This window comes from Microcoleus sp. A003_D6, assembly GCF_036702825.1.
Lineage (GTDB): Bacteria > Cyanobacteriota > Cyanobacteriia > Cyanobacteriales > Microcoleaceae > Microcoleus.
This window is the reverse complement of record NZ_JAUBWA010000008.1, coordinates 72638-93738: the sequence shown is the minus strand read 5'-3', so window position 1 is coordinate 93738 and position 21101 is coordinate 72638. Positions and strand designations below refer to the sequence as shown.

General features: G+C 45.9%; 16 protein-coding genes. 7 read left to right on the top strand and 9 right to left on the bottom strand.

What is annotated here, in order from left to right; all coding sequences use genetic code 11:
• The first annotated feature begins 77 nt into the window (after positions 1–77).
• Complete coding sequence (locus tag QUB70_RS04380) at positions 78–857, top strand: ion transporter (RefSeq protein ID WP_332978562.1); 780 nt, start codon at positions 78–80, stop codon at positions 855–857.
• 220 nt (positions 858–1077) lie between these two features.
• Here the strand turns inward: QUB70_RS04380 and QUB70_RS04375 are convergent, their stop codons facing one another.
• The 7 genes from QUB70_RS04375 to QUB70_RS04345 form a co-directional block, all read right to left on the bottom strand.
• On the bottom strand, positions 1078–2454 hold the full coding sequence (locus QUB70_RS04375) for a sensor histidine kinase (RefSeq protein ID WP_332978561.1): 1377 nt from the start codon (positions 2452–2454) through the stop codon (positions 1078–1080).
• Positions 2455–2562: 108 nt separating this feature from the next.
• Complete coding sequence (locus tag QUB70_RS04370) at positions 2563–3918, bottom strand: ATP-binding protein (RefSeq protein WP_332978560.1); 1356 nt, start codon at positions 3916–3918, stop codon at positions 2563–2565.
• A gap of 710 nt (positions 3919–4628) precedes the next feature.
• Complete coding sequence (locus QUB70_RS04365) at positions 4629–5261, bottom strand: hypothetical protein (RefSeq protein WP_332978559.1); 633 nt, start codon at positions 5259–5261, stop codon at positions 4629–4631.
• A gap of 335 nt (positions 5262–5596) precedes the next feature.
• On the bottom strand, positions 5597–7162 hold the full coding sequence (locus tag QUB70_RS04360) for a hypothetical protein (RefSeq protein ID WP_332978557.1): 1566 nt from the start codon (positions 7160–7162) through the stop codon (positions 5597–5599).
• Between the two features lie 234 nt (positions 7163–7396).
• Positions 7397–8773, bottom strand: coding sequence for an oligosaccharide flippase family protein (locus QUB70_RS04355; protein WP_332978555.1), 1377 nt, complete (start codon positions 8771–8773; stop codon positions 7397–7399).
• A 182-nt stretch (positions 8774–8955) separates the two neighbouring features.
• A complete protein-coding gene (locus QUB70_RS04350; RefSeq protein ID WP_332978554.1) occupies positions 8956–9744 on the bottom strand; it encodes a TIGR03943 family putative permease subunit in 789 nt (262 codons plus the stop codon).
• A 100-nt stretch (positions 9745–9844) separates the two neighbouring features.
• The gene (locus QUB70_RS04345) at positions 9845–10924 is read right to left on the bottom strand and encodes a permease (protein WP_332978553.1); all 1080 of its coding nucleotides are present in this window, start codon (positions 10922–10924) and stop codon (positions 9845–9847) included.
• A 1126-nt stretch (positions 10925–12050) separates the two neighbouring features.
• On the opposite strand from QUB70_RS04345, the gene QUB70_RS04340 reads away from it, so the two are divergent.
• Entirely contained in the window at positions 12051–13490 is a 1440-nt protein-coding gene (locus QUB70_RS04340) for a sensor histidine kinase (protein ID WP_332978552.1), read from the top strand.
• A gap of 243 nt (positions 13491–13733) precedes the next feature.
• Here QUB70_RS04340 and dnaN read toward each other — a convergent pair whose 3' ends face one another.
• Positions 13734–14873, bottom strand: coding sequence for a DNA polymerase III subunit beta (dnaN, locus tag QUB70_RS04335; RefSeq protein WP_332978551.1), 1140 nt, complete (start codon positions 14871–14873; stop codon positions 13734–13736).
• A 24-nt stretch (positions 14874–14897) separates the two neighbouring features.
• On the opposite strand from dnaN, the gene QUB70_RS04330 reads away from it, so the two are divergent.
• Entirely contained in the window at positions 14898–15137 is a 240-nt protein-coding gene (locus tag QUB70_RS04330; RefSeq protein ID WP_332978550.1) for a hypothetical protein, read from the top strand.
• Positions 15138–15373: 236 nt separating this feature from the next.
• On the opposite strand, the gene dnaA is transcribed toward QUB70_RS04330, so the two are convergent.
• Positions 15374–16741 carry a chromosomal replication initiator protein DnaA gene (gene dnaA / locus QUB70_RS04325; protein ID WP_332978549.1) on the bottom strand — a complete coding sequence of 456 codons (1368 nt, stop codon included), beginning with the start codon at positions 16739–16741 and terminating at the stop codon, positions 15374–15376.
• A 236-nt stretch (positions 16742–16977) separates the two neighbouring features.
• Between dnaA and QUB70_RS04320 the strand changes: the two genes are divergently transcribed.
• From QUB70_RS04320 to QUB70_RS04305, 4 genes are all read left to right on the top strand, one after another.
• Complete coding sequence (locus QUB70_RS04320) at positions 16978–18303, top strand: RNA-guided endonuclease InsQ/TnpB family protein (RefSeq protein WP_332978548.1); 1326 nt, start codon at positions 16978–16980, stop codon at positions 18301–18303.
• A 189-nt stretch (positions 18304–18492) separates the two neighbouring features.
• On the top strand, positions 18493–19734 hold the full coding sequence (locus QUB70_RS04315) for an HhoA/HhoB/HtrA family serine endopeptidase (protein WP_332978547.1): 1242 nt from the start codon (positions 18493–18495) through the stop codon (positions 19732–19734).
• 131 nt (positions 19735–19865) lie between these two features.
• Complete coding sequence (gene def, locus QUB70_RS04310; RefSeq protein WP_332978546.1) at positions 19866–20399, top strand: peptide deformylase; 534 nt, start codon at positions 19866–19868, stop codon at positions 20397–20399.
• A gap of 55 nt (positions 20400–20454) precedes the next feature.
• Positions 20455–21027 (top strand): TerD family protein, encoded by a 573-nt coding sequence (locus QUB70_RS04305; protein WP_332978545.1) that lies wholly within the window; start codon positions 20455–20457, stop codon positions 21025–21027.
• Positions 21028–21101 lie beyond the last annotated feature (74 nt).

The window sequence follows — 21101 nt, the reverse complement described above, 5'->3', positions numbered from 1 at the left end:
ATCGAGGATTTTGGTTCTGACGCACCTTACTAATAGTGCCAGCCGCATAAGTCCTAATTGTATTAATTATCTCATCTATGTTAACCCGATCGCAAATTGGATTTTATCTCGAAGACATCGAAACCCCAATTGGCAGAACCGTCAATTTAACTCTTACCGGACTCATTCTCCTATCTTCAACCAGCTTCATCGCCGAAACTTACCCGATTTCGGAAACTGTTAGAATTTATTTGCAAACTCTCGATACCGTTCTTTTAATCGTTTTTGCAGTTGAGTATTTATTGCGGCTGTGGTGTGCCGAAAATCGAGTTAAATTTATTTTTAGTTTTTTTTCAATAATTGATTTGCTGGCAATATTACCATTTTTGCTGGGATTTGTCAACGTTAGTTTCATCAGAATTTTTCGCTGGTTTAGAATTCTCCGACTCATCCGCTTTCTGGAATTGAAAATTTCTATTTTCCGCATCAGCAGCGAAGATGGGGTGATTTTTGCTCGGATATTGTTTACTTTGCTGGCAATAATCTTTGTTTATTCTGGTTTGATTTATCAAGTCGAACATCCGGCAAATTCCGAAAGTTTTGGAACTTTTTTGGATGCTGTTTATTTCTCGGTTGTCACGATGACGACTGTGGGATTTGGCGATGTTACTCCGATTTCGGAATCCGGCCGTTTTCTGACTATTTTGATGATTTTGACGGGAATTGCTCTGATTCCTTGGCAATTGGGGGATTTGATTAAACACTTAGTTAAAAGTGCTAATCAAGTAGAAGCTGTTTGTAAAGGTTGCGGTTGGTCTGTACACGATGCTAATGCTAGATTTTGTAAAATGTGCGGCACTCAGTTAGATAATGCTTGACTGTTGACTGTTGACTGTTGACTGTTACAGCAGTTTTCAGTTGATTGCAGTACAGATAACCGGTAGGGAGACGGCATTGCCGTGTCCTGTACTTCATAAATCAGCAATACACTGTAACTTCTTCCCTCTTCCCTCTTCCCTCTTCCTTCTTCCCTCTTCCTTCTTCCCTCTTCCTTCTTCCTTCTTCCTTCTTTCTTCTTCCTTCTTCCTTCTTCCTTCTTTAAGCTAAGGGTAACAAAATTTCAAATTCAGTGCCGCTGCCTAATTCCGATCGCATTCTGAATGCACCGCCGTGTTTGCCCGTCACAATTTGATAGCTAACTGCTAAACTGGTTTCTTTGAGGGCGCGTTTTTCAGTAGAGAATGATTCTATGATTTTTTTGTACTTGGTAGATGACATTCCTGGCCCGTTATCTGCTATGCGAATCGAAACCCAGCGAACGTGAAGTTTGTCCAAATCGGGTGCAGGTTCGGGACAGCAGACTTGAGTTGTGATTTCAATTTGAGGCTGGCGATCGGCGTCTCTGAGTCCTCCACCTTTGAACTCTTTTGCCAATTCTTGACCGACTGCTTCGTTAATTAATGTATGAATAGCATTGGTCAATATATTCATAAATACTTGGTTTAGCTGTCCTGCATAGCACGGCACTGGTGGCAGATAGCCGTAGTTTTTCACTACTTCGATTTCCCTGGTCAAACGACTTTTGAGCAGCAAAAGTATGCTGTCTATGTTGGCGTGCAAGTCGGTGGGTTTGGGATAAATATCGTCGATGTGGCAGAAGTTTTGCAAACTGCTTGCCAACTTGCTCAAACGTTCGGCTCCCGATTTGATGCTGGCAACAGTTCGGAGAAAATCGTTTTGCAAAAAGTCATAGTCGATCTCTTCCTTGAGCCGTGCTATTTCCGGCGGGGGATCGGTACAGTATGCGTCGTAAATGGAGAGCAATTCCATCAAGTTTTTGCTGTAGTCGCTGACGTAAGTTAAATTCCCCCAAATAAAGCCTACCGGATCTAAAATTTCGTGGGCTACTCCGTTGACTAAACGCCCTAAACTAGCCATTTTTTCGCTTTGAATCATTTGAGTTTGGGCTCTTTCGTAGCGGACTTGAGTTTCTATGCCGCGAATTTGCCAGTAGGCGATGTTTAGTGCGTTAGGGTCTAAGAGGCGGTAAGATTGGGAGTCTATTTGGACGACGATTGGTTCTGACTGCAATTCGGGCGATCGGCGCAGAGCTTGTGGAGCTGCTGTCAAAATGGTTGTACTCTCTGCGAGCAATAATATTTCGACGCGAGCGTAACTGTAGAGAACTTTCAGCGGCAGGTGCAAAAATAGCTCGGGGCCTTGGGGTTTCAGCAAATATTCCAGGAGTTGCCTGCGGGATATCATGCCAGCAAACTCTCCTGCTTCCAGCAAGACGACTCCCGGCACTAGGGGATGCTGTTCAAACATTTCGGCAACTGCCACAGCCAAGCAGCTCGATTTAACCTGAAAGTCATACAGGGGCAAATCCCAGAGGGTAGACTCTAGGGAAAGGTCTTGATGGCTGCCTTCGGAGAGTGAAGGGCCTCGTAGTTTGGAACTGAATTTATTTGCCACTGGAGCTTTTAGTTGCCGAAACGCTTGACAAGTGAAATGAGAACTTACTACTAAGCTAGCCTATGATTTCACCGCAGAAGCGAACCTGGATATTTTTTTTTGACTCGATCATGTTTTGCGAACTACTGGCAGGAGAATTTCAAATTCGGTATTCTTGCCTGGTTGCGATCGCAATGAAAGTTGGCCGCCGTGTTTTTCTGTGACGATTTGATGGCAGATAGCCAGCCCCATACCGGTGCCTTTGCCGGCAGGTTTAGTGGTAAAAAAGGTGTCAAATATCTGCGACTGATTTTCTGGGGGAATGCCGGGCCCGTTATCGGCAATCCAAATTGCTACCCGCTGGCCGTGTTCGGTTTCTATGACTTTAGTGGTAATTTCGATTTGGGGCCACCAGTCGTCCAGGCACTCGGTCTGTATTTCTCGATCGGCTGCGTACTCTGTCAGGGCGTCTAGAGCGTTAACTAACAAATTCAAAAACACCTGACTCAACTGACCGGAATAGCCGCTAACTAGCGGCAGTTTGCCGTAATTTTTTACCACTTCTATGCCATTTTTAAAGCGGTTTTTCAGAATTAACAGCGTCATATCCACGCATTCGTGAATGTCTGTCTCCACTGCCTTTGTCTCGTCCATGTGAGAGAAGTGATGCAGCCCGTTAACTATTTTTAGCAATTGCGAGGCTCCCAACTCCATCCCTTCTAAGGTGACTGGCAAATCTTCTTGTAAAAAATCAAATTCTATTTCTTCTTTGAGCGCATCAATTCGGGGACACGGTTCCGAATATTCTTCTTCATAAGCCGACATTAGCAGAAGCAAGTGTTCAAAATAGGACAGCAGAAAAGTCAAATTTCCCCAAATACAGTTCAGCGGATTTCTAATTTCGTGGGCTACTTCGGCTACAATCCTCCCCAAACTCGCCATTTTTTCTGTTTGGATGAGTTTGGCTTGGGTTTGTTTGTGGAGCAACTTATTTGTTATTTGGTGAATTCTGGCTTGAGCGACCATTAATTGGTGTACGTCTAACAGCTTGTAGGTCTGGGGTGCTACTTCCACTACCACGGGTTCGTAAACTAATTCGGCTGACCTGTAAAGCGATTCCTGGGCGGCTTCTACTATTAATTTACTGCCGGGAAGCACCAGCGGATCGTGCTTGGAAAACCTGTACAATACCTCTATCGGTCGCTTGAAAAACATTTCTATCCCGTAGCGACGGTTAACTTTTTCAAAAAATTGACGCCTGGATATTATGCCGACAAAATTACCCCGATCGCTCAAAATGACGCCGGGAAGCATGGAATGTCCTTCAAAAGCCTGGGCTACTTCTTTTGCCTGTTGAGTTAATTCAATTTGGCAGTTGTAGAGCGGCAGGTCTAGGAGCGTTGATTCTAAGGATAGATTCCAAGTACAACTCTCAGGTATATGCAACACAGATAACTCCGAGCTAGTCTCACGCACAGCAAACATAGATGAAACCCCTGTTAGATGTTGTATTAATAGACAACTTAAGTTGCTATTAATTGGTAACGGGTAATTGGTAGCGGGTAGTTGCTAATTTGTCAAATTACAACAGCACCCGATGGGAAAACCCGATCGCACTAGCATTGTCTGCTAAAGATTTTGTTTCTAAATCAATGTTAAACGCTCGAAGCTTTTGTGGAACTTACGGAGCACGCGCTGTAAACTTTTTACCATCATATACCCTGCGATCGCGTGTTTTCAGAAAATTTTTAACATTTCTCAGGAATTTTTGTTATTTATTATACCATTTTTTTTGGTGGTAGTAGGGAATTGGAGAACAGCTCGCGGGCTATCAGTGAATATACGGGAATCGTTCGAGGGTTCGAGGGCCCGGATTGGCGATCGTGGAAGTGACTTGAGGCCCCAACGCTCAAGACTGGAGCAGAGGCAAAAATCTACAGATTGTACAGCAGAAGGAAGTTCCGCAACGGATTCGCTTTCTGAGGATGTAACGGATGGAAGGTTTTAGTTATCTAGGACAGAAGGAATAAGCAATCGAACGCAAGGGTTTGTGCAATTAAGAACCTCCTAAACGTCGGGCGCGGTTGCTAGAGCACTAAAAAGAAATGCAACTTTAGGCAACTTCCCAACCTCGATGGTGGTCAGTTTTTTTGCAATCTGCAATCTCAAATCTGCAATCTCAAACCTCAAAGGTATTACGGTTCCACCTCCGGCCAGAGGCGTTCTAGCTGATACCGCCAAGCGGCGAGAGTCTGTTCGCGAGACTCTCGCCCGAGTTCCATTTCGCCCATCAATCCCTCTGCGTAGAAACGGTCTAAAGTCTGAAGGGTTGTTTCCACCGACTGGCCTTGCATCTTGGCAGCTTTGATGATTTGACGGATGCGGCTTTCTATCACACTCCCGAAAAAGTCGGACAAACCTCGCTCTTGCAAAGCAAGCAGTCTGGCGACGGCGGCCGAGAAATCTGCGGTGGCGAGTGTGGCGCAACTGTGCTGAAATACTCCCCACAAAACGTTTTGATGTATGGCGTAGCGAGTTTCGAGGGTAGTGTCAAAGTTAGCTTCTAGCAGTTTATCAGAAAACGGTTGAGCTTCCTGCGCATCGGCGATCGGCAGCAAAATCCGCAGCCAACTCCCGTCGTCTGAAAGGAGGACTAAGAGGCGAAATTTGGGGGTTTGTACTTGCCAAGAAGTAGGGGCGGGCGTCTCAACACTTTCGCCGAATAAGTCTTTAAGGGTATTGCTAATTTCTTCGGGAGTCATGGGAATTTTAGATTTGAGGTTTGAGGTTTGAGATTTGACATTGCAGAAAAAGCGAGTTGCTTTCAAAGTTTTTGATCTGTACCAGTATTGCTCAATCTAAAATCTAAAATCCACCATCTTAGGACTTATATTTGTGGATTTAAACTAGGACTTACGCTCCGAAACCCAGTTTCTACGACAATAAGAGGTTGGCCACCGAAAAATCTACGAATAAACCGGGTTTCTGAGGATTAGTGCGTCCGGGACTGTAAAATTTGGGTCGCACCGCGCACATTTCAATGCAGGGTGCGCACGGAGCACCTTACCTTATTGATATTTACCAATATCGGTCAATCTCAAATCTCAAATCTCAAATCTCAAATCTCAAATCTCAAATCTCAAATCTCAAATCTCAAATTGATTTAGGGGAGCCAGCGGGGGTGATAGCCGGCAAAGGGAAGTTCTTCTGGCTGTACTTTTGCCGGAGATCCGTCTGCGGGTATTTCTAATAAGGGTAGCACCCAGAGGCGGCTGGTGGCGATCGACTGTCCGCTGTCATTGCGGGGACTGTCTACTGTTGAGGGTGTTGTTGTTGTGACTGATTGGTCGAAAATTAATGCCAGCCCGTCGGGAGATAAACTGATTTGGGTATCTAATTGGTTGGGCAAAATCAGCAGCGGTTTGATGGTTCCTACCAAACGGATTCCCTCTTTTTTGAGGTCGATGGCGGCGATGAAAGGCTGTTCTTTGTAGCTTTCTGTTTTGAGGCGTTGGGCTAACAAACAGTAGAGACGCTGAACTTGGTTGTCTTGGTTTTTGCGGGGGTCGAAATAAACGGCGATAATGCTGCCGGGAATCCGCAATATTTCTTGTTCTGCACCTTGGTTGTCTAAGATGAAAAGCGATCGAGTAAAGTCGCTGTTGTATTTAACGTAGGCGGCGGCGGAGTTGTCGCGGGCCATGCCCAATACTTGTTCGTATTTTGGCAAAAATTCTACTGGGTCTGCTTCCGGTTTGAGGGGGACGATCGCTAATCCTTGTTTTTGAGATATTACCATCGATTTGCTGTCGGGGCGAATCATAAAATCTCCGCCTTGTTCATTTTCCAAGGGTCTGGGCGCCTGTTTTTCTTCCAAAATCCAAGGACTGAAATCGCCGGGATTGCGGCGGTTGACGCGCTGGACAATTATGATTTTTCCGTCGGCTGAGAGGTCGAATTTGAGGTTTTGGTAATCTTTGGAATCTAAGAGTTTGTCGATTCTACCTGCTGGCTGCGGAGGTCTGGTTTCCGATCCCGATTGGGGGTTGAGGCCGGTGGTGACTGTGAATAGTTCTTGATTTAGGGTGCCGCGAGTACGGGCGATGGATCGATCTGTGGCGGAGAATAAAATGCGATCGCTGTCGGGATACGGTTTAAAATCGGTGACAACTAAATCTTTGGGAGTGAGGGGTATGGGTTTTGAGTCGCTGCTGCTGAGATTGACTAGCATTAATCTGCTTTCTGTTTCGCCTTGAACGCCGATGTAAGCAAAAGCTCGATCGCGGCTGCGAAAGGAACTGCTAAACGGTTGAATTGGCGTTCCTTTATTTTGGCTGTTTTCTCCGAAATACTTGTCGGTTGCTCCGGCGAGTTTTACTGTGTAGGTAACGCCGTAGGGTGCTGGATCTTGGAGAGTGTAAGCCATGCGCCTTCCAGCCCAACTAAATTTACCGGGGAGGGGGGGTTCTAGCTTTAAGTTTTCCTCGACGGTGGAGTGGTTCATCGGCCGAAAGAAGGTGAGGATAAAGCCGGTATCTTCGGCGCCGATTTGTTTGTTTTCCCAGGTAAATTCTCGCACTCTGGGTGCTGTGCGATCGCCGCTCAGCAGCAGCAGTCCGATTAAGACGCTCAGCAGTAGCATGAGGAAGATCGCCGTGCGGTCGATCGGCTGTTTGAATGGCAGAATAGCGAAGCCTGAAGGATTAATTTTTTTGTTAAAAATACTCACAAATTTTTCTCTCCTATTTCTGCTTACAATTTACTGCCAAATTTTCCCTATTAAATTTTACAGTTTTGGGCCCCTTCCTAACACTCACAAAGCCATTTTTTTTACCAAAGTAAATGGCTACAACGAGTTATTTTCCGTAACAAACCTAGTTTTTGAAAGTTGTGGTGCCTCCAGGAATGAATGAAACTTAAGATATTAAGTAGGTGGGACACGGGGCACTTTCAATAGGTTTGTTTACTGAAACAGTTGATTGATGGGGATTAAATCAATCGGTGATATTTTATCGATCGGCAGACCCAAACCAAAAGCGACTCTACACCAAATTAGAGTGACCAGCACCCCTACAAACAGTGCTGTTAATTGCATATCCTGCCAAAAACAAGTTAGCCCTTCTCGCCACAAACCGTAGTTAGTTACTGCATAGGTAGGAAGGTCGCCGAGAGCTACAGCAATCACCGCACCTAAATTACCTTTTAAGTGATATCCCAGCGGTATACTTATACATAGATTCACAAAAGTCAGCAGATTGCCCATAGCTGCGTACTGAGACTTTCCTACGGCTAACAGACAAGAAGCCATCATATTGTGGAGAGTGGTGTGCCAGATACCTAAAGCCAAGATTGGCATCATCCAAGATGCCGCCACATACTCTTTCCTGTACAGTGCTAAAATTAACTGATCTCCGAAGCTCACAAAAATTGCTAAACCTACGGCTAACGGTATTAGAATTAGTTTGCGGTTCTTAAGTATCTTCGCGCGCAACTCCGGCCGCGGCAAGTCTGCCAGCAGAGAAATCGAGGGGAAAATTACCCTGCCGCTAATGGCGATGATGACTTGGCGCGGCATATCGCCCAGGGTAAAAGCGATGCCGTAAATGCCCAACATGGTTAAAGTAAATATTTTACCGAGGATGAGTCGATCGGCTTGAGAACACAGAAAAAATAAAATCGTAGACAAAAATATCCATTTGCCATAAGAAAATATTTCTTTAGCTGCTTCTTTATCCCAAGCAAAGCGGTTTGACTTGGCGGGAATCAAAAAATGGCTCCATACTAACTCCACTACCGCTCCAGTAAAACCGCCTGCGATGATGGCCGAGATGCTGCGATCGAAGCAAGCCCACACAATCATCACTGTAGTAGAAATTATCTGTGTGCCCAACTCAAAAAGCACTACTTCCTTAACGCTCATTTTGCGTTCTAGGGTGGATACGGAAGTCGATTTAAACCCTCCTATTAGGGTATTTATACTTATGGCTGGAATCAACCACATCAGACGGGGTTCTTCATAAAATTGAGCAACTGGCCAGGTTATTAGAATTAAACACAACCAAACAAACAAGCTGCGAATAACTTGCATTGTCCAAGCGGTGTTGAGAAATTGAGGATCGTCCCCGCGCTTGTTTTGAATGATACTTGGGCCCAGACCTATGTCTGTGAATAAGTTAATGCCTATGATGAAAACGTAGGCTAGACCCATTAGACCAAATAATTCAGGTAAAAGCAGGCGCGTCAGGATTAGGTTGCTACCAAATCGGATAATTTGACTGCTTCCATAACTGGCGATCGTCCAGATAGCACCTTTGATCGCTAATTTTTTTTCGGATGACATATACTGAGAATTTATTTCCTAATTACGAGTGTAGTTGCTGAATTTGGTATTGGCAACTCCTACGGGATGCTGCTGCCACTTTTATAGCTGACTGTACATTATCTTTATTTGTATACGGAGAACGGGTCTTCAGTGTCCATGTCGCCATAAATGTAAAATTTAATCTCATACTTACTCCATACCTAATAATCATAAGGGTTTTTTGGTTCGGGAATTGGTTGGAGGGAGGATGCTTGAATGATTAGTTTGCGCTTGCCTTGCAGTTCTTCTACGATCGTTTCTCCTTCTATTTCTAGCCAACTGTCTGGGGCAAAGGCGGTGCGGCTTTGACCGATCGGTAATTTTACCGGCAACCCGATCGGATAGGCGTCCGCCGCGCAGCAGGTAATGATAAAACGCCCGATCCACATATATTGTTCTGCTACGTTGGGGGGGTGAATTACAAATCCTTGAACTTTGATTTTTTGACCTCTGTATGTATCCGGTTCGGGATTGAAATTTAACAGCCGCACCCATTCGACGAGCGATCGCTTTTCGGGTTTTGTAGTATTGCGAAATTCTTGGGGTTGCAGTCTGGTGATTGGCAGGGATTCGGTGAGGCCTCGTTCTAATGCTGTCTGGCTGGTAAAAGTGCGCGGCGTTGTTATTAAACCTATTAATGCGACGCTCAACATTAAGGTGCTGCCGATACTGGGGGGAAACAAAGTAACGTGTTCAACTTCTGTGATTCTGAGAGATTTATTTGCTGCTGATGTCCGCGATTGCTTTGTGGTGCGATCGAGTTTTAAGAGATCCCAAATTTTCAACCCGCCAATAACCATTAAGCCGATTCCTCCCGCTACAGTCAAGCCAAAGTAATTGGGGTGAATGAGAATGCTTAATTTGCCGGTGCTCCAATATTTGAGGAGCAATATTCCCCACGCTAAGATAGCTAGGGCGTCCAGCCAAGGGCTAATTTTTTTAAGATTCATTTTTTAAGAGTTATTGGTCATCGGTCATCGGTCATCGGTCATCGGTCATCGGTCATCGGTCATGGGAATCTCTAGTTATTTTTCCGTCTCGGCTAATCGATCAACCTAGATACAAGTTGACAGCTAGAGTCATTAAAAAGGTTAACTGAGCTGCCAAAATCATTAAGTAAATTACGGCTCGACCTTTGAAAATAGATAACATCAAACCGATGCCTTTGAGGTCAATCATCGGGCCGAAAACGAGAAATGCTAACAGCGAACCGCTGGTAAATGTGGAAGCAAAAGACAGGGCAAAAAAGGCATCTACTGTAGAACAAATCGATACGACTGCGCCTAAGAGCAGCATGGCTAAAATCGAGGAAACCGGGCCTTGGCCGAGGTTGAGAATTAGGTCGCGGGGTACGCCAACTTGAATGATGGCTGCGATCGCACTTCCGATTACCAACACTCCTCCCAATTCGCGCAACTCCTGTACCATAGTATCTAAAAGCAGGCGAAGACGCTCTTTAGAAACAGGGTGAAACATCGAGGAACGTTTCGAGGTTTTTTCGGTTTTGCCTGTTGGTAATGGCTTCCAGTCGTCTTTTAGCAAAGATTCGATCGGCACCGCCCCCCCCGGCTGACCGAGCATAAATGTTCCCGACTGCAACAGCAGCGGAGTGTTGGGTTGGACGATCTCTTTTTCGGAAAACTCTGGTTTTGGTAGGGGAATCGCGCGGGCTACAGAAGGGTGTAGCAGAGGCCGCAAGTCTGTTTGGGCGCTGAACACCCAGCCGATAATTGTGGCTGTTACAAGAGAAAATACTACCCGCAAAACCACAATTTCTGGCTGATCGCGAAATGCCGTCCAAGTCGCCCAAATTACCACGGGGTTGATGGTGGGGGCCGCGAGCAAAAAGCCGATCGCGGCTGGTGCGGGCACTCCCTGCATCAGTAACCTGCGGGCTACGGGCACGTTACCGCACTCGCACACGGGAAACAAAAAGCCGATCGAACTGCCCATCAAAGCCGCCAGCAGCGGGTTTCGCGGGATGCGGGATACGAGTTTGCGTTCGTCTACAAAGCCCAGCAGCAAACCTGAGAATAAAACTCCCAGCAGCAGAAAAGGTATTGCCTCTACTAACAAGCTGAGAAAAAGGGTAAAAGCATTGTTTAACTGATTTGTCAGGGCGGGTTGCATCGATCACCTACTGGTAGATTGCTATTTAGTTACACGTCTTTGGTAGAACTCCCTGTAGATCATACCAAAGCATAGCACTAAGTTAAGAGCCAGTTAATTTTTTTTAGCTTTGTTTTGCTGAATTTTGCAGACATTCTAATTTAATCAATGCCGATCTATTGAATTATTTGAGCTGGTTAAAATTGTTTGAGTTTGACTGAAATTTTATTCATATCCCCCTCGTACAGCCAATCAATAATTGACTCTGCCAACCGTCGCAAATTTGATGGATTTTTCGGTTAAGAATAATTGATTGTAGAACAAACCCAAGGCAGATTTTGCCGATTGCGGGCGAGGCTAACTGTTTTATATAACGATCGCTATAAAATTGGTTTGTAGCGATGACTTTAGTTTTTACCAGAAAGAATTAATTTAAAGCCCCAACCCTTGTAGGGAGATATTAAAAGAAGACGATTCATTACTCCAATCCTCGGACTTCCAGGTAGAGGTCGCCCCGCAGTCAACTGTCAACTGTCAACTGTCAACTGTCAACTGTCAACTGAATACAAACCTATAGGGGACGCACTGGCAGGTGTGTCGCTGGCTGAGCGTTACGGGAGGTTGCGAGTACCGGATCGGGGAGATGGGATGAAATCGCCTCAAATGCCCTAGCTTGCGAGGCGTCCCGCCATCGCGATTGCAAGCTAAAACTCCGGGACGCGACCCCGCGAATTTCTGCTTTTAACTTGTCTGCTGACGGGCAGCATCGCGTCGGCGATCGGGCAATTACGATTTTCTATTATCAATTAATTATATTTGTCAGCATTATAATTTATTAACAAAAGGTTAAGACAAGAACTTAAGATTAATGAATAGTTAAATAGTCGAAACCAGCGTTAATATCGCTCAAGTCAGTATAAAATAAAGTCAGGTATAATTACCAGGGCGCATTTATCTCGGTGAGCCTCAATCTTTCCTAATACTTTAAGTGGTAAAATTTTTCTTGCTACAGTCAGTTTTTTGTGTAATTTAAAAGGCAGTTTGCCAGGGGGATGCTGGTCAAAGCACTCAGCAACTCACCTGCTGACCTTTGGTAGCTGAATGTCTGCTGGCAAATAGAACCCCAAAAAAGCGTACTGATGAATTTATGTTGAATACCTCCTGCGCCGAAAGACCAGTCCAACCCATCTCCGAGGCTGACCGAGGAGAACTTTGTTTAGACTCTACTCTCCAAGAATTGTCGCTTTACGATTTTCAGGTAGAAGCTACGGATTTGGGAATGCGAATTTCACAGATGTTAGAAGCTAATCCCCTGTTACCGGGAGTCATTGTGACCCATCGAGGTGAATTTGCCGGTATGATTTCCCGGCGGAGATTTTTAGAATTTATCAGCCGTCCTTTTGGGCGAGAATTATTTTTAAAGCGACCTGTGAGGGCTTTGTACCGCTTTGCCGAAACTGAAAGTTTAATTTTTCCCAGCAATACTTTAGTCGTCGATGCAGCGAGGAAGTCGCTGCTGCGATCGAGAGAACTGCTTTACGAGCCGATCGTAGTTCAAGTGTCACCTAACACTTATAGTTTGGTAGACGTGCACGAACTGTTAGTAGCCCAATCCAACATTCACGAACTAGCGACAAAACTGCTGAGGCAGCAAACTCAATCTCAACTAATTCAAACCGAAAAACTAGCCAGTTTGGGGCAGATGGTAGCTGGAGTCGCTCACGAAATTAGAAATCCCGTCACCTGCATCAGCGGAAATATCGGCTTTTTGTCCAACTACTCGAAAGACATCATGGAGTTGCTGTCTGCTTACGAAGAGATTGTCGGTGACAGCGAAAAAATTAACGGACTCAAAAAAAACATAGAGTTTGATTTTTTGCAAGAAGATTGGGTAGAAATTCTCAAAAGTATGAAAGTTTCGTCAGAGAGGCTGATCGCACTCGTCACCAGCCTGCACACCTTCTCTCACATGGACGAAACCCAGTTGAAAGAAGCTAACATCCACGAATGTATTGACAGTACGCTGCTGATTATGAAAAACCGTCTGAAGTACGGATTTAATGTAGTTAAAAACTATGGGAATTTGCCTTTGGTAAAGTGTTATTCTGGTCAGTTGAGCCAGGTATTTATGAATATAATCAGCAATGCGATCGACGCTTTGGAAGAGGTAAAAGGAGAAAAAAGTTTTGTACCTGCGATTACTATTGAAACTGAGGTAATAGACGGTTCTGACGGAGACTGCGTGAATTCGGAATTAATTCAAAATTATGTTTTGGGCGATCGACAAAATGCAAAAATGCTATCATCCGCCAGCCAAAACGGCGACTTCTGCCCAGAAGCAGCAGAAAAAAATCAAAATAACGCTTGGATAGCCATCAGAATTGCCGATAACGGGCCGGGAATTCCGCCAGAAATTCAACGGCGGATTTTTGAGACATTTTTCACCACTAAACCCGCCGGGAAAGGTACTGGTTTGGGGTTGGCAATTACCCATCAAATTGTGACGCAAAAGCATAAAGGCAAGTTAAATTTGCATTCTACACCCGGTACTGGTACGGAATTTGAAATTTTGTTGCCCTTGATTTGAAGCAATAAGTCATATCAAATCAGTTAGCATCGGAATTATTCCTATCTCTCTTCTCTTGATCTGCGTGAATCAGCGTCAATCCATTGTCATCTGCGGTTAATAAATTCTCTTTTTTTAACCGCAGATACAGGCAGATAAACACAGATTAACGCAGATGAATTAGAGCTATTCCGGTTGCAGCATGGTGATTATTGACTGTTGACTGTTGACTACTGACTAAGGACTAATGACTACTGACTCTTTTTAAGCTCTTAGCTGAACTGGCATTACCAAGAATGTAGCATTGACTCCGCCCAAAGGCTGGAAAATTACCGGGGCTAAAGCACCGTTTAATTGCAGTTGAATTTCGGGAGATTGAGCCGTTTTTAAGATATCAACTAAGTATTTCACGTTGAAAGCAATATCTATGCTGTCTCCTGAAATCTGTGCCGGCATTGACTCTTTGCCGGAGCCGACATCTTTAGCATCTACCGACAAAGTGATTTCCTGATTCTCCTCATCGATGCTGCATTTGAGAATATTATTTTTTTGGTCGGCAAAAACTGCAATTCTTTCTACTGCTGCTAAGAGCGATCGCCTTTCCAGTGTAATTTGCCGCTCAAAGGAGGGCGGAATCAACTGCCGGTATGCGGGATATTGCCCTTCCAAGGTGCGAGTTGTCAGCCGCTGGTCTGCCCATTCAAACACTACTTGACCGTGCTCGAAATGCAGCGTAACAGGTTCAGTCCACTGCCGCATTACCAGCATTCTTTCTACTTCCCGCAATGCTTTAGCGGGGACTGTCACCTCAAATTCTTCTTCGGTTTCTTCGCCTTCGGCTTTTTCATTTGGAGTTTGAACTACTGCCAATCTGTGACCGTCTGTAGCTGCAAATTCCAGGCAATCTGGCAATACTTTTAAATGCACGCCTGCAAGTACCTGTTTTGCCTCGTCGGGGCTTGTCGCAAATAAAGTTCCTTTGAGTCCTTCTATCAATGCTTCCGGCGGCAATTTGAGGATTGTTCCGGCTTCGATTGCGGGCAATTCTGGGAATTCTTCCGGGCCCATGCCTCTGACTTGGTAGCTGCCAGAACTGCAAGTGAGATATGCTACGGTATCCCCCGCTTCGTCTTCTAAAGTAATCTCTCCGTCTGGGAGTCTGGAAACAATATCGTTGAGTAATTTAGCGGGTATGGTAAAACTGCCGCCGCCAGTCACTTCTGCTGCGAAGCTGGTACGAATTCCCAAACTGAGATCGAAAGCTGTCAAGCTAACCCGCTGATTTTCCTCATCCGCTACTAAGAGCACGTTGGCGAGTACCGGATGTGTCGGGCGGGAGGGAACGGCCCGACTTACCAACGAGAGGTTGGCGTTGAGGTCACTTTGGGTGCAAACCAATTTCATGGGTGGAAGGTTAATTAACCGGATTTGAAACAGAAACAAATCGTATCACAGAAAGCTGATGACAGTTGGCAGTTGGCAGTTGTCAGTTGGCAGTTGGCTGTTGACAGTTGGCTGTTGGCAGTTGTCAGTTGGCAGTTGACGGTTGGCAGTTGGCTGTTGGCAGTTGGCAGTTGGCTGTTGGCAGTTGTCAGTTGGCAGTTGTCAGTTGAGAGTTTACCGAAGCAACAAGGAAGAGTTGACAGTTGGCGGAAGAGTTTTTTTTAATTGAATTATTTTTGTGCGCTCGACCTGTGGAAACTGTGGAAAAATAAAATAATTTCTTGCTGTACTTGAGTTTTAGCTCATAAATGCCTGTGGAAAACTTGTGGAAAAGCGGGAATTAGCCGATCGCCCATTTTGGTGCAAAAACTGTTTCGGGCGATCGAGTAAAGTTTTCTACACGATCGGGGCAAATTTTCCACAGGTTTTTCCACAGGGGATGTCAAACTAACGGCGGGCGCTTAAGTTTTGCGGCTGACAACGTTAATTCGATCGCTCAACTGACGCAAAGTTTGGGCCAAATTCGGGTCAGTGTTCCGCAACTGAGCAATTTTGTCACAACTGTAAAGCACTGTCGTGTGGTCTTTTCCGCCGAACACTTCGCCAACTTTCGGCAAACTCAAACCAGTATGCTGCCGAATTAAATACATCCCTATTTGACGTGCCAGACTAATTTCTCGCCTGCGGGAAATACCTTTCAAATCTTCAACAGAAACATCAAACGCCTCTGCCACAACTGCAATTACTGCATCGGGAGTCGCCTCTACGCTTTCAGTTTGCGGGTTCAAAACCGGGGCGATATTCTCCACGGTCATCGGCAAACCGGTAATTGAAAGATATGCTACGGCCCGAATCAAAGCTCCTTCCAATTCCCGAACGTTGGAAGTATAACTAGAAGCAATGTATTCAATCACATCTCGCGGCAGCCGCATATTTTCATACTCGGCTTTTTTCTGCAAAATTGCCATCCGAGTTTCCAAGTCTGGCAATTGAATATCGGCAATTAATCCCATCGAAAATCTGGAACACAAACGCTCTTGCAGGCGGGGGATTTGCTGCGGCGGGCGATCGGAAGCTAAAACTACTTGGTTTCCCGATTCGTGCAAAGTATTAAAAGTGTGGAAAAATTCTTCTTGAGTGTATTCTTTGCCTTCAATAAATTGGATATCATCTATTAATAAAACATCGGCTGCGCGATAATGATCGCGGAAAGTTTGCATACTGTCTTTGCGAATGGCGGCGATTAAATCGTTAGTGAATTTCTCAGTAGAAACGTAAAAAATCTTGGCGTTGGGGTCAATTTCCAAGCGGTAATGACCGATCGCCTGCATCAAATGAGTTTTGCCCAAACCGACGCCGCCGCACAAAAATAGGGGATTGAATTCTCGGCCCGGAGACTCGGCTACCGCGAGGGAAGCCGCGTGAGCCATGCGGTTATTGGAACCGACGACAAAGCGGGAAAATAGGTATTTTGGGTTTAAATTGGCGGGTTTGGGGGGGTGAAGCGGGTGGCTTTCGACATCGGCGATGGGGTACGGCCAAATCATGGCGGAGTCGCTGCTGCCGCCTGTTTCGTTTCCCCCGGCAATTGTCAAGTAAATGTCTACGGGATAGCCGAGAATTTCTTCGACTGCATCGGCAAGGATTTCTCTGTAATATTTTTGCAACCAATTGCGAGCAAAGGGGTTGGGGGCGCTGACGATCAAACAGTTATTTTCGAGTTGTTCGGCGCGGGCAGTTTTGATCCACGTCTCAAAACTAGGTCTGCTAAGTTGTACCTGGAGACGTTCAAGTATCTGATTCCACAGACTTTCGAGGGGAATGTCCACTGATCACCTCTGCCGATCGGCATTCAACTAAAACAGCAGGAGTCCCGCACTCTACCTGTACAAGGAGTGAGTGACGGGAGGAATGCGCGTGAGTAAAGAGATCCGCCCCCGAACAAAACTGACAATCTTTAGATATCGGAAAGTGAGGGGGCGGTCGATGAACGAACAAATATTGCTCTGCCACTCACCATCGTCGCTTTCACGAGATACAATAATATCAGAGTACGCGCGTGACAATGCCTCAAGTAATCACCGCCAAGTTGAAACTAAACCTGACCACCGAGCAAAAAGCCTTGGTGTCTCAGGCTGCCTTAGCTTACCGGGATGCCTTGAACTATACTTCACAAGTCGCTTTTGAAGCGGGTAAAACCAGTAATGGCGCTAAATTGCAGAAAGCTGTCTACAACGAATTGCGAGTTCGATTTGGGCTGGGAGCGCAAATGGCTTGCAATGTACCCAGACAAGTATCTGCTACCTATAAGATCCTTTGGTCTAAAGTGAAGCAATCTAACGATGCTATTGCCAAAGGCTACACAAAGAGGCGGTATAAAGGGCTGGATAAACCCCCTAAATATATCTCTCGAACCTGTACCCTAAACTATCAGCGCGACTACTCTTTTAAGACCAAGCAGCAAGTGAGCATTATCACGCTGCAAGGTAGAATAGTAGTGCCGTATGATGGCTATAGCAAGCATCTAGATTTAATTGCTAATGGTGCTAAAATTGGAGCTGCTAAAATTGTCTATCAGCGTTCTTCTAAAGTCTACTACTTAATGGCAAGCATTGAAGTAGAAGTACCTGAGAGCGAGCCAATAAAAATAACCAGAGTTTCTGGCGTTGATGTGGGTATGCGCTACTTGGCGGTGGAAACAGACTTACAAAACAAGTCTAAATTCTACTCAGGGAAAGAAGCTAGACATAAAGCTAACCGCTATCATAAAGCTAGACAGACTCTTCAGCGTAAAGGCACTGGTTCGGCAAAGCGAAGATTAATCGCTTTATCTGGAAGAGAAAGACGGTTTATCGCTGATGTGAACCACCAAATCAGCAAGAAAATTGCCAAGCCTAACAGCATGATTGGACTAGAGAACTTGACCGGAATACGAAATAGAACTAAATCTAAGTCCGGGAAAAAGGCTAGTAAAAAACAGCGCAGAGCTAACAGAAACAAGGCTAAATGGTCCTTTGCCGAATTGCACGGTTATATCGACTACAAGGCTAATATAAACGGCTCTGTGGCGACTAAAGTTCCAGCGCATTATACATCGAAGAGTTGTCCTAAATGCGGACACATCTCAGATGCTAATAGACCTAACAAAGCACTGTTATTTCACTGTGAATGCTGCGGTCATACGTTACACGCTGATTTGGTTGGTGCGCGAAATATTACGATGAGAACGCTGCTGGTTCGGCAAGACTGGATTAGCACGGGGAGCTTGTCAGCATCCCCTAATGTGTCGAACGTTGAAACCAAAGCTGAAATCCTATCTAGGTTCTCGGAATTGCGGTGGAGTTCAGATACAAGCCCCCATCATAGCGGTACTCCGCTTGATGGCGGGTAGTTGACGATATTAATTCTACAGTCTAGAGAATTCAGTCCTCAGATGCTAAAGTTTAAGGGAGTCTGCCGTAGCACGGGCGAGGGCGGGACGCCATCGCCCAAAAATTTTGCGGCTCAGCAGCCCAAACCAGGTATCGGGAAGCTGCTCGGCAAATATTTAGATTTGGCAGGAAAGCCTTAAAACGTCGCCATGAAGAGTTCTACTGGCAAATTTTGGAAGCAACCGGCAATTTACATATTGCTGCTGGTAACGGGAGCCGGGGCCGCCATGTTGGGCGATCGTCTGACGGTTTCTCAATTTCGTGCAAATTCTGGCGATTCTGGGCAAAGGGCACTGGAACCGAAATTGCAACTGCCTCCTAATACAAAGGATCGAGTTAGCAAAGTCTTGCCGCCTGCTTCTTTGTCGGGCGACGCGGCTAATGTGAATTTTATTGTGGCTGCGGTGGCAAAAGTTGGCCCGGCAGTGGTTCGGATCGATGCTTCGCGCCGGGTGAAACTGCGAAATGGAGGGCTGTCGCCGGAAGATTTTTTTGGCATAGAACCGAATTCGGGCGGCCGGGGCGGAGTCGAACGGGGCACTGGTTCGGGTTTTGTCATCGGTGCCGACGGCGTGATTCTCACTAACGCTCACGTTGTAGAGGGAGCCGATACGGTAAGTGTAACTCTCAAGGACGGCCGCAGCTTTCAGGGGCGGGTGTTGGGGGCGGATAAGGTGACGGATGTTGCTGTGGTGAAGATTGAGGCGAACGCTCTGCCTGTGGTGGCGATCGGCAATTCGGATAAGCTGTTGTCTGGGGAATGGGCGATCGCGATCGGCAATCCTTTGGGTTTGGACAATTCGGTAACAGCGGGGATTATTAGCGCTACGGGGCGATCGAGTACCGATGTGGGCGTACCCGACAAGCGGATCGGTTTTATTCAAACAGACGCTGCGATTAATCCGGGGAATTCCGGCGGCCCGCTGCTGAATGCTTCGGGCCAAGTTATTGGCATGAATACGGCGATTATTCAAGGTGCTCAAGGATTGGGGTTTGCGATTCCGATTCAGGCGGCCCAACAGGTGGCGAAGGAACTGATTTCGACAGGGAAAGTCGAACACGCTTATTTAGGCATTGAAATGGCGACGCTGAATCCAGAGGTTAAGGAGCAAATTAACAGCAACGCTAACAGCAGCCTGCGAGTTACAGTCGATCGGGGTGTGGCTATTGTGAGCGTTGTTCCTAATTCTCCCGCTGCGGCGGCAGGTTTGCGCGCTGGAGATGTGATTCAAAAGATTAATAATCAGCCGATTATTCAGTCGGAAGCTGTTCAGGATTTCGTGCAAAATGCTAAGGTTGGCGGTCTGTTGCAAATGGAAATTAACCGCAACGGGCAAATAGTTAATTTGAGTGTAAAACCGGGGAGTTTGCCGGTTCAAAAAGTTGGATAAGAAGGAAAGCACGACACGGATTTTGACACGGATACACGGATTAATTATTGAGTGAGTAAGTTGGATTTTGTTCCTCAACCCAACCGACAAAACTGTAACAACAAATAACCAATAACAGATAATCAATAACTATGGCCGAACTCTTACAAATTTCTCAATTAGGAAATCCTGTACTGCGCCGCCCGTCGCAAGTTGTCGAGAATATTAAGGACGATCGCATTCAACAGTTGATTGACAGCTTAATCTTTACAGTACAGCACGCAAACGGAGTGGGGATTGCCGCCCCTCAAGTGGCTCAGTCCGATCGCCTGTTCATCGTCGCATCCCGCCCCAACCTGCGGTATCCCCAAGCACCCAACATGGAACCCACAGCGATGATTAATCCCCGGATTGTGGCTGCATCAACAGAGACAGTCAAAGACTGGGAAGGCTGTTTGAGCATTCCGGGGATTCGGGGATTGGTGCCGAGAAGTAGGGCGATCGAGATAGAATACACCAGTAGAGACGGCAAACTCCACCGACAAGAACTAACAGACTTTGTGGCCCGGATTTTTCAACACGAACACGACCATTTAGATGGAATCGTGTTTTTAGACAGAGTGGAAAGCACCCACGAACTAATGACAGAGGACGAGTACCAGCAGCAATTTGTCAAGCTACTCTGATAATTGATATAATTGCGATCGGTAACTAAAAGTGATGTTGTGAATAGGAGGGCGAATGTCTATCAACTTGGAAAAAGGCGGGAGAATCAATCTCTCTAAAGAAGCACCGGGGCTGAAAAATGCTGGGATCGGTTTAGGATGGGATATCAACGCTACAGACACCGGCGGGGCGTTTGACTTAGATGCTTCCGTGTTTATGTTGGGGGCAAATGCAAAAATCCCCAGCGAAAAATACTTTGTTTTCTACAACAACAAGGAGTCGCCAGACACTTCTGTAATACATCTGGGAGATAGCAGAACTGGAGAAGGAGTTGGCGATGATGAAACCGTTACAGTCGATCTAACGAAAGTCGATCCGGCGGTGCAAGAAATTGTCTTTGTGGTAACAATCGACCAAGCAGAATCGAGAAGGCAAAACTTCGGTCAAGTGCGGAATGCTTTTATCAGGATTTACGATACCACTACTAACACCGAAGTCATGAAGTACGATTTGGATGAGGATTTTTCGAGGGAGACTGCGATCGAATTTGGCCGACTTTACAAGAAAGACGGCGAGTGGAGGTTCCAAGCCGTAGGAGAAGGCTACAATTCAGGCTTGCAGAGCTTTGTAGACAAGTATGCCGGATAAAAGGTCGAGATAAAAGATCGGACGGCGGTTGAAACCGCGTCTACAAAAACGAAGTCCGCCTCCGCGGACTGAAG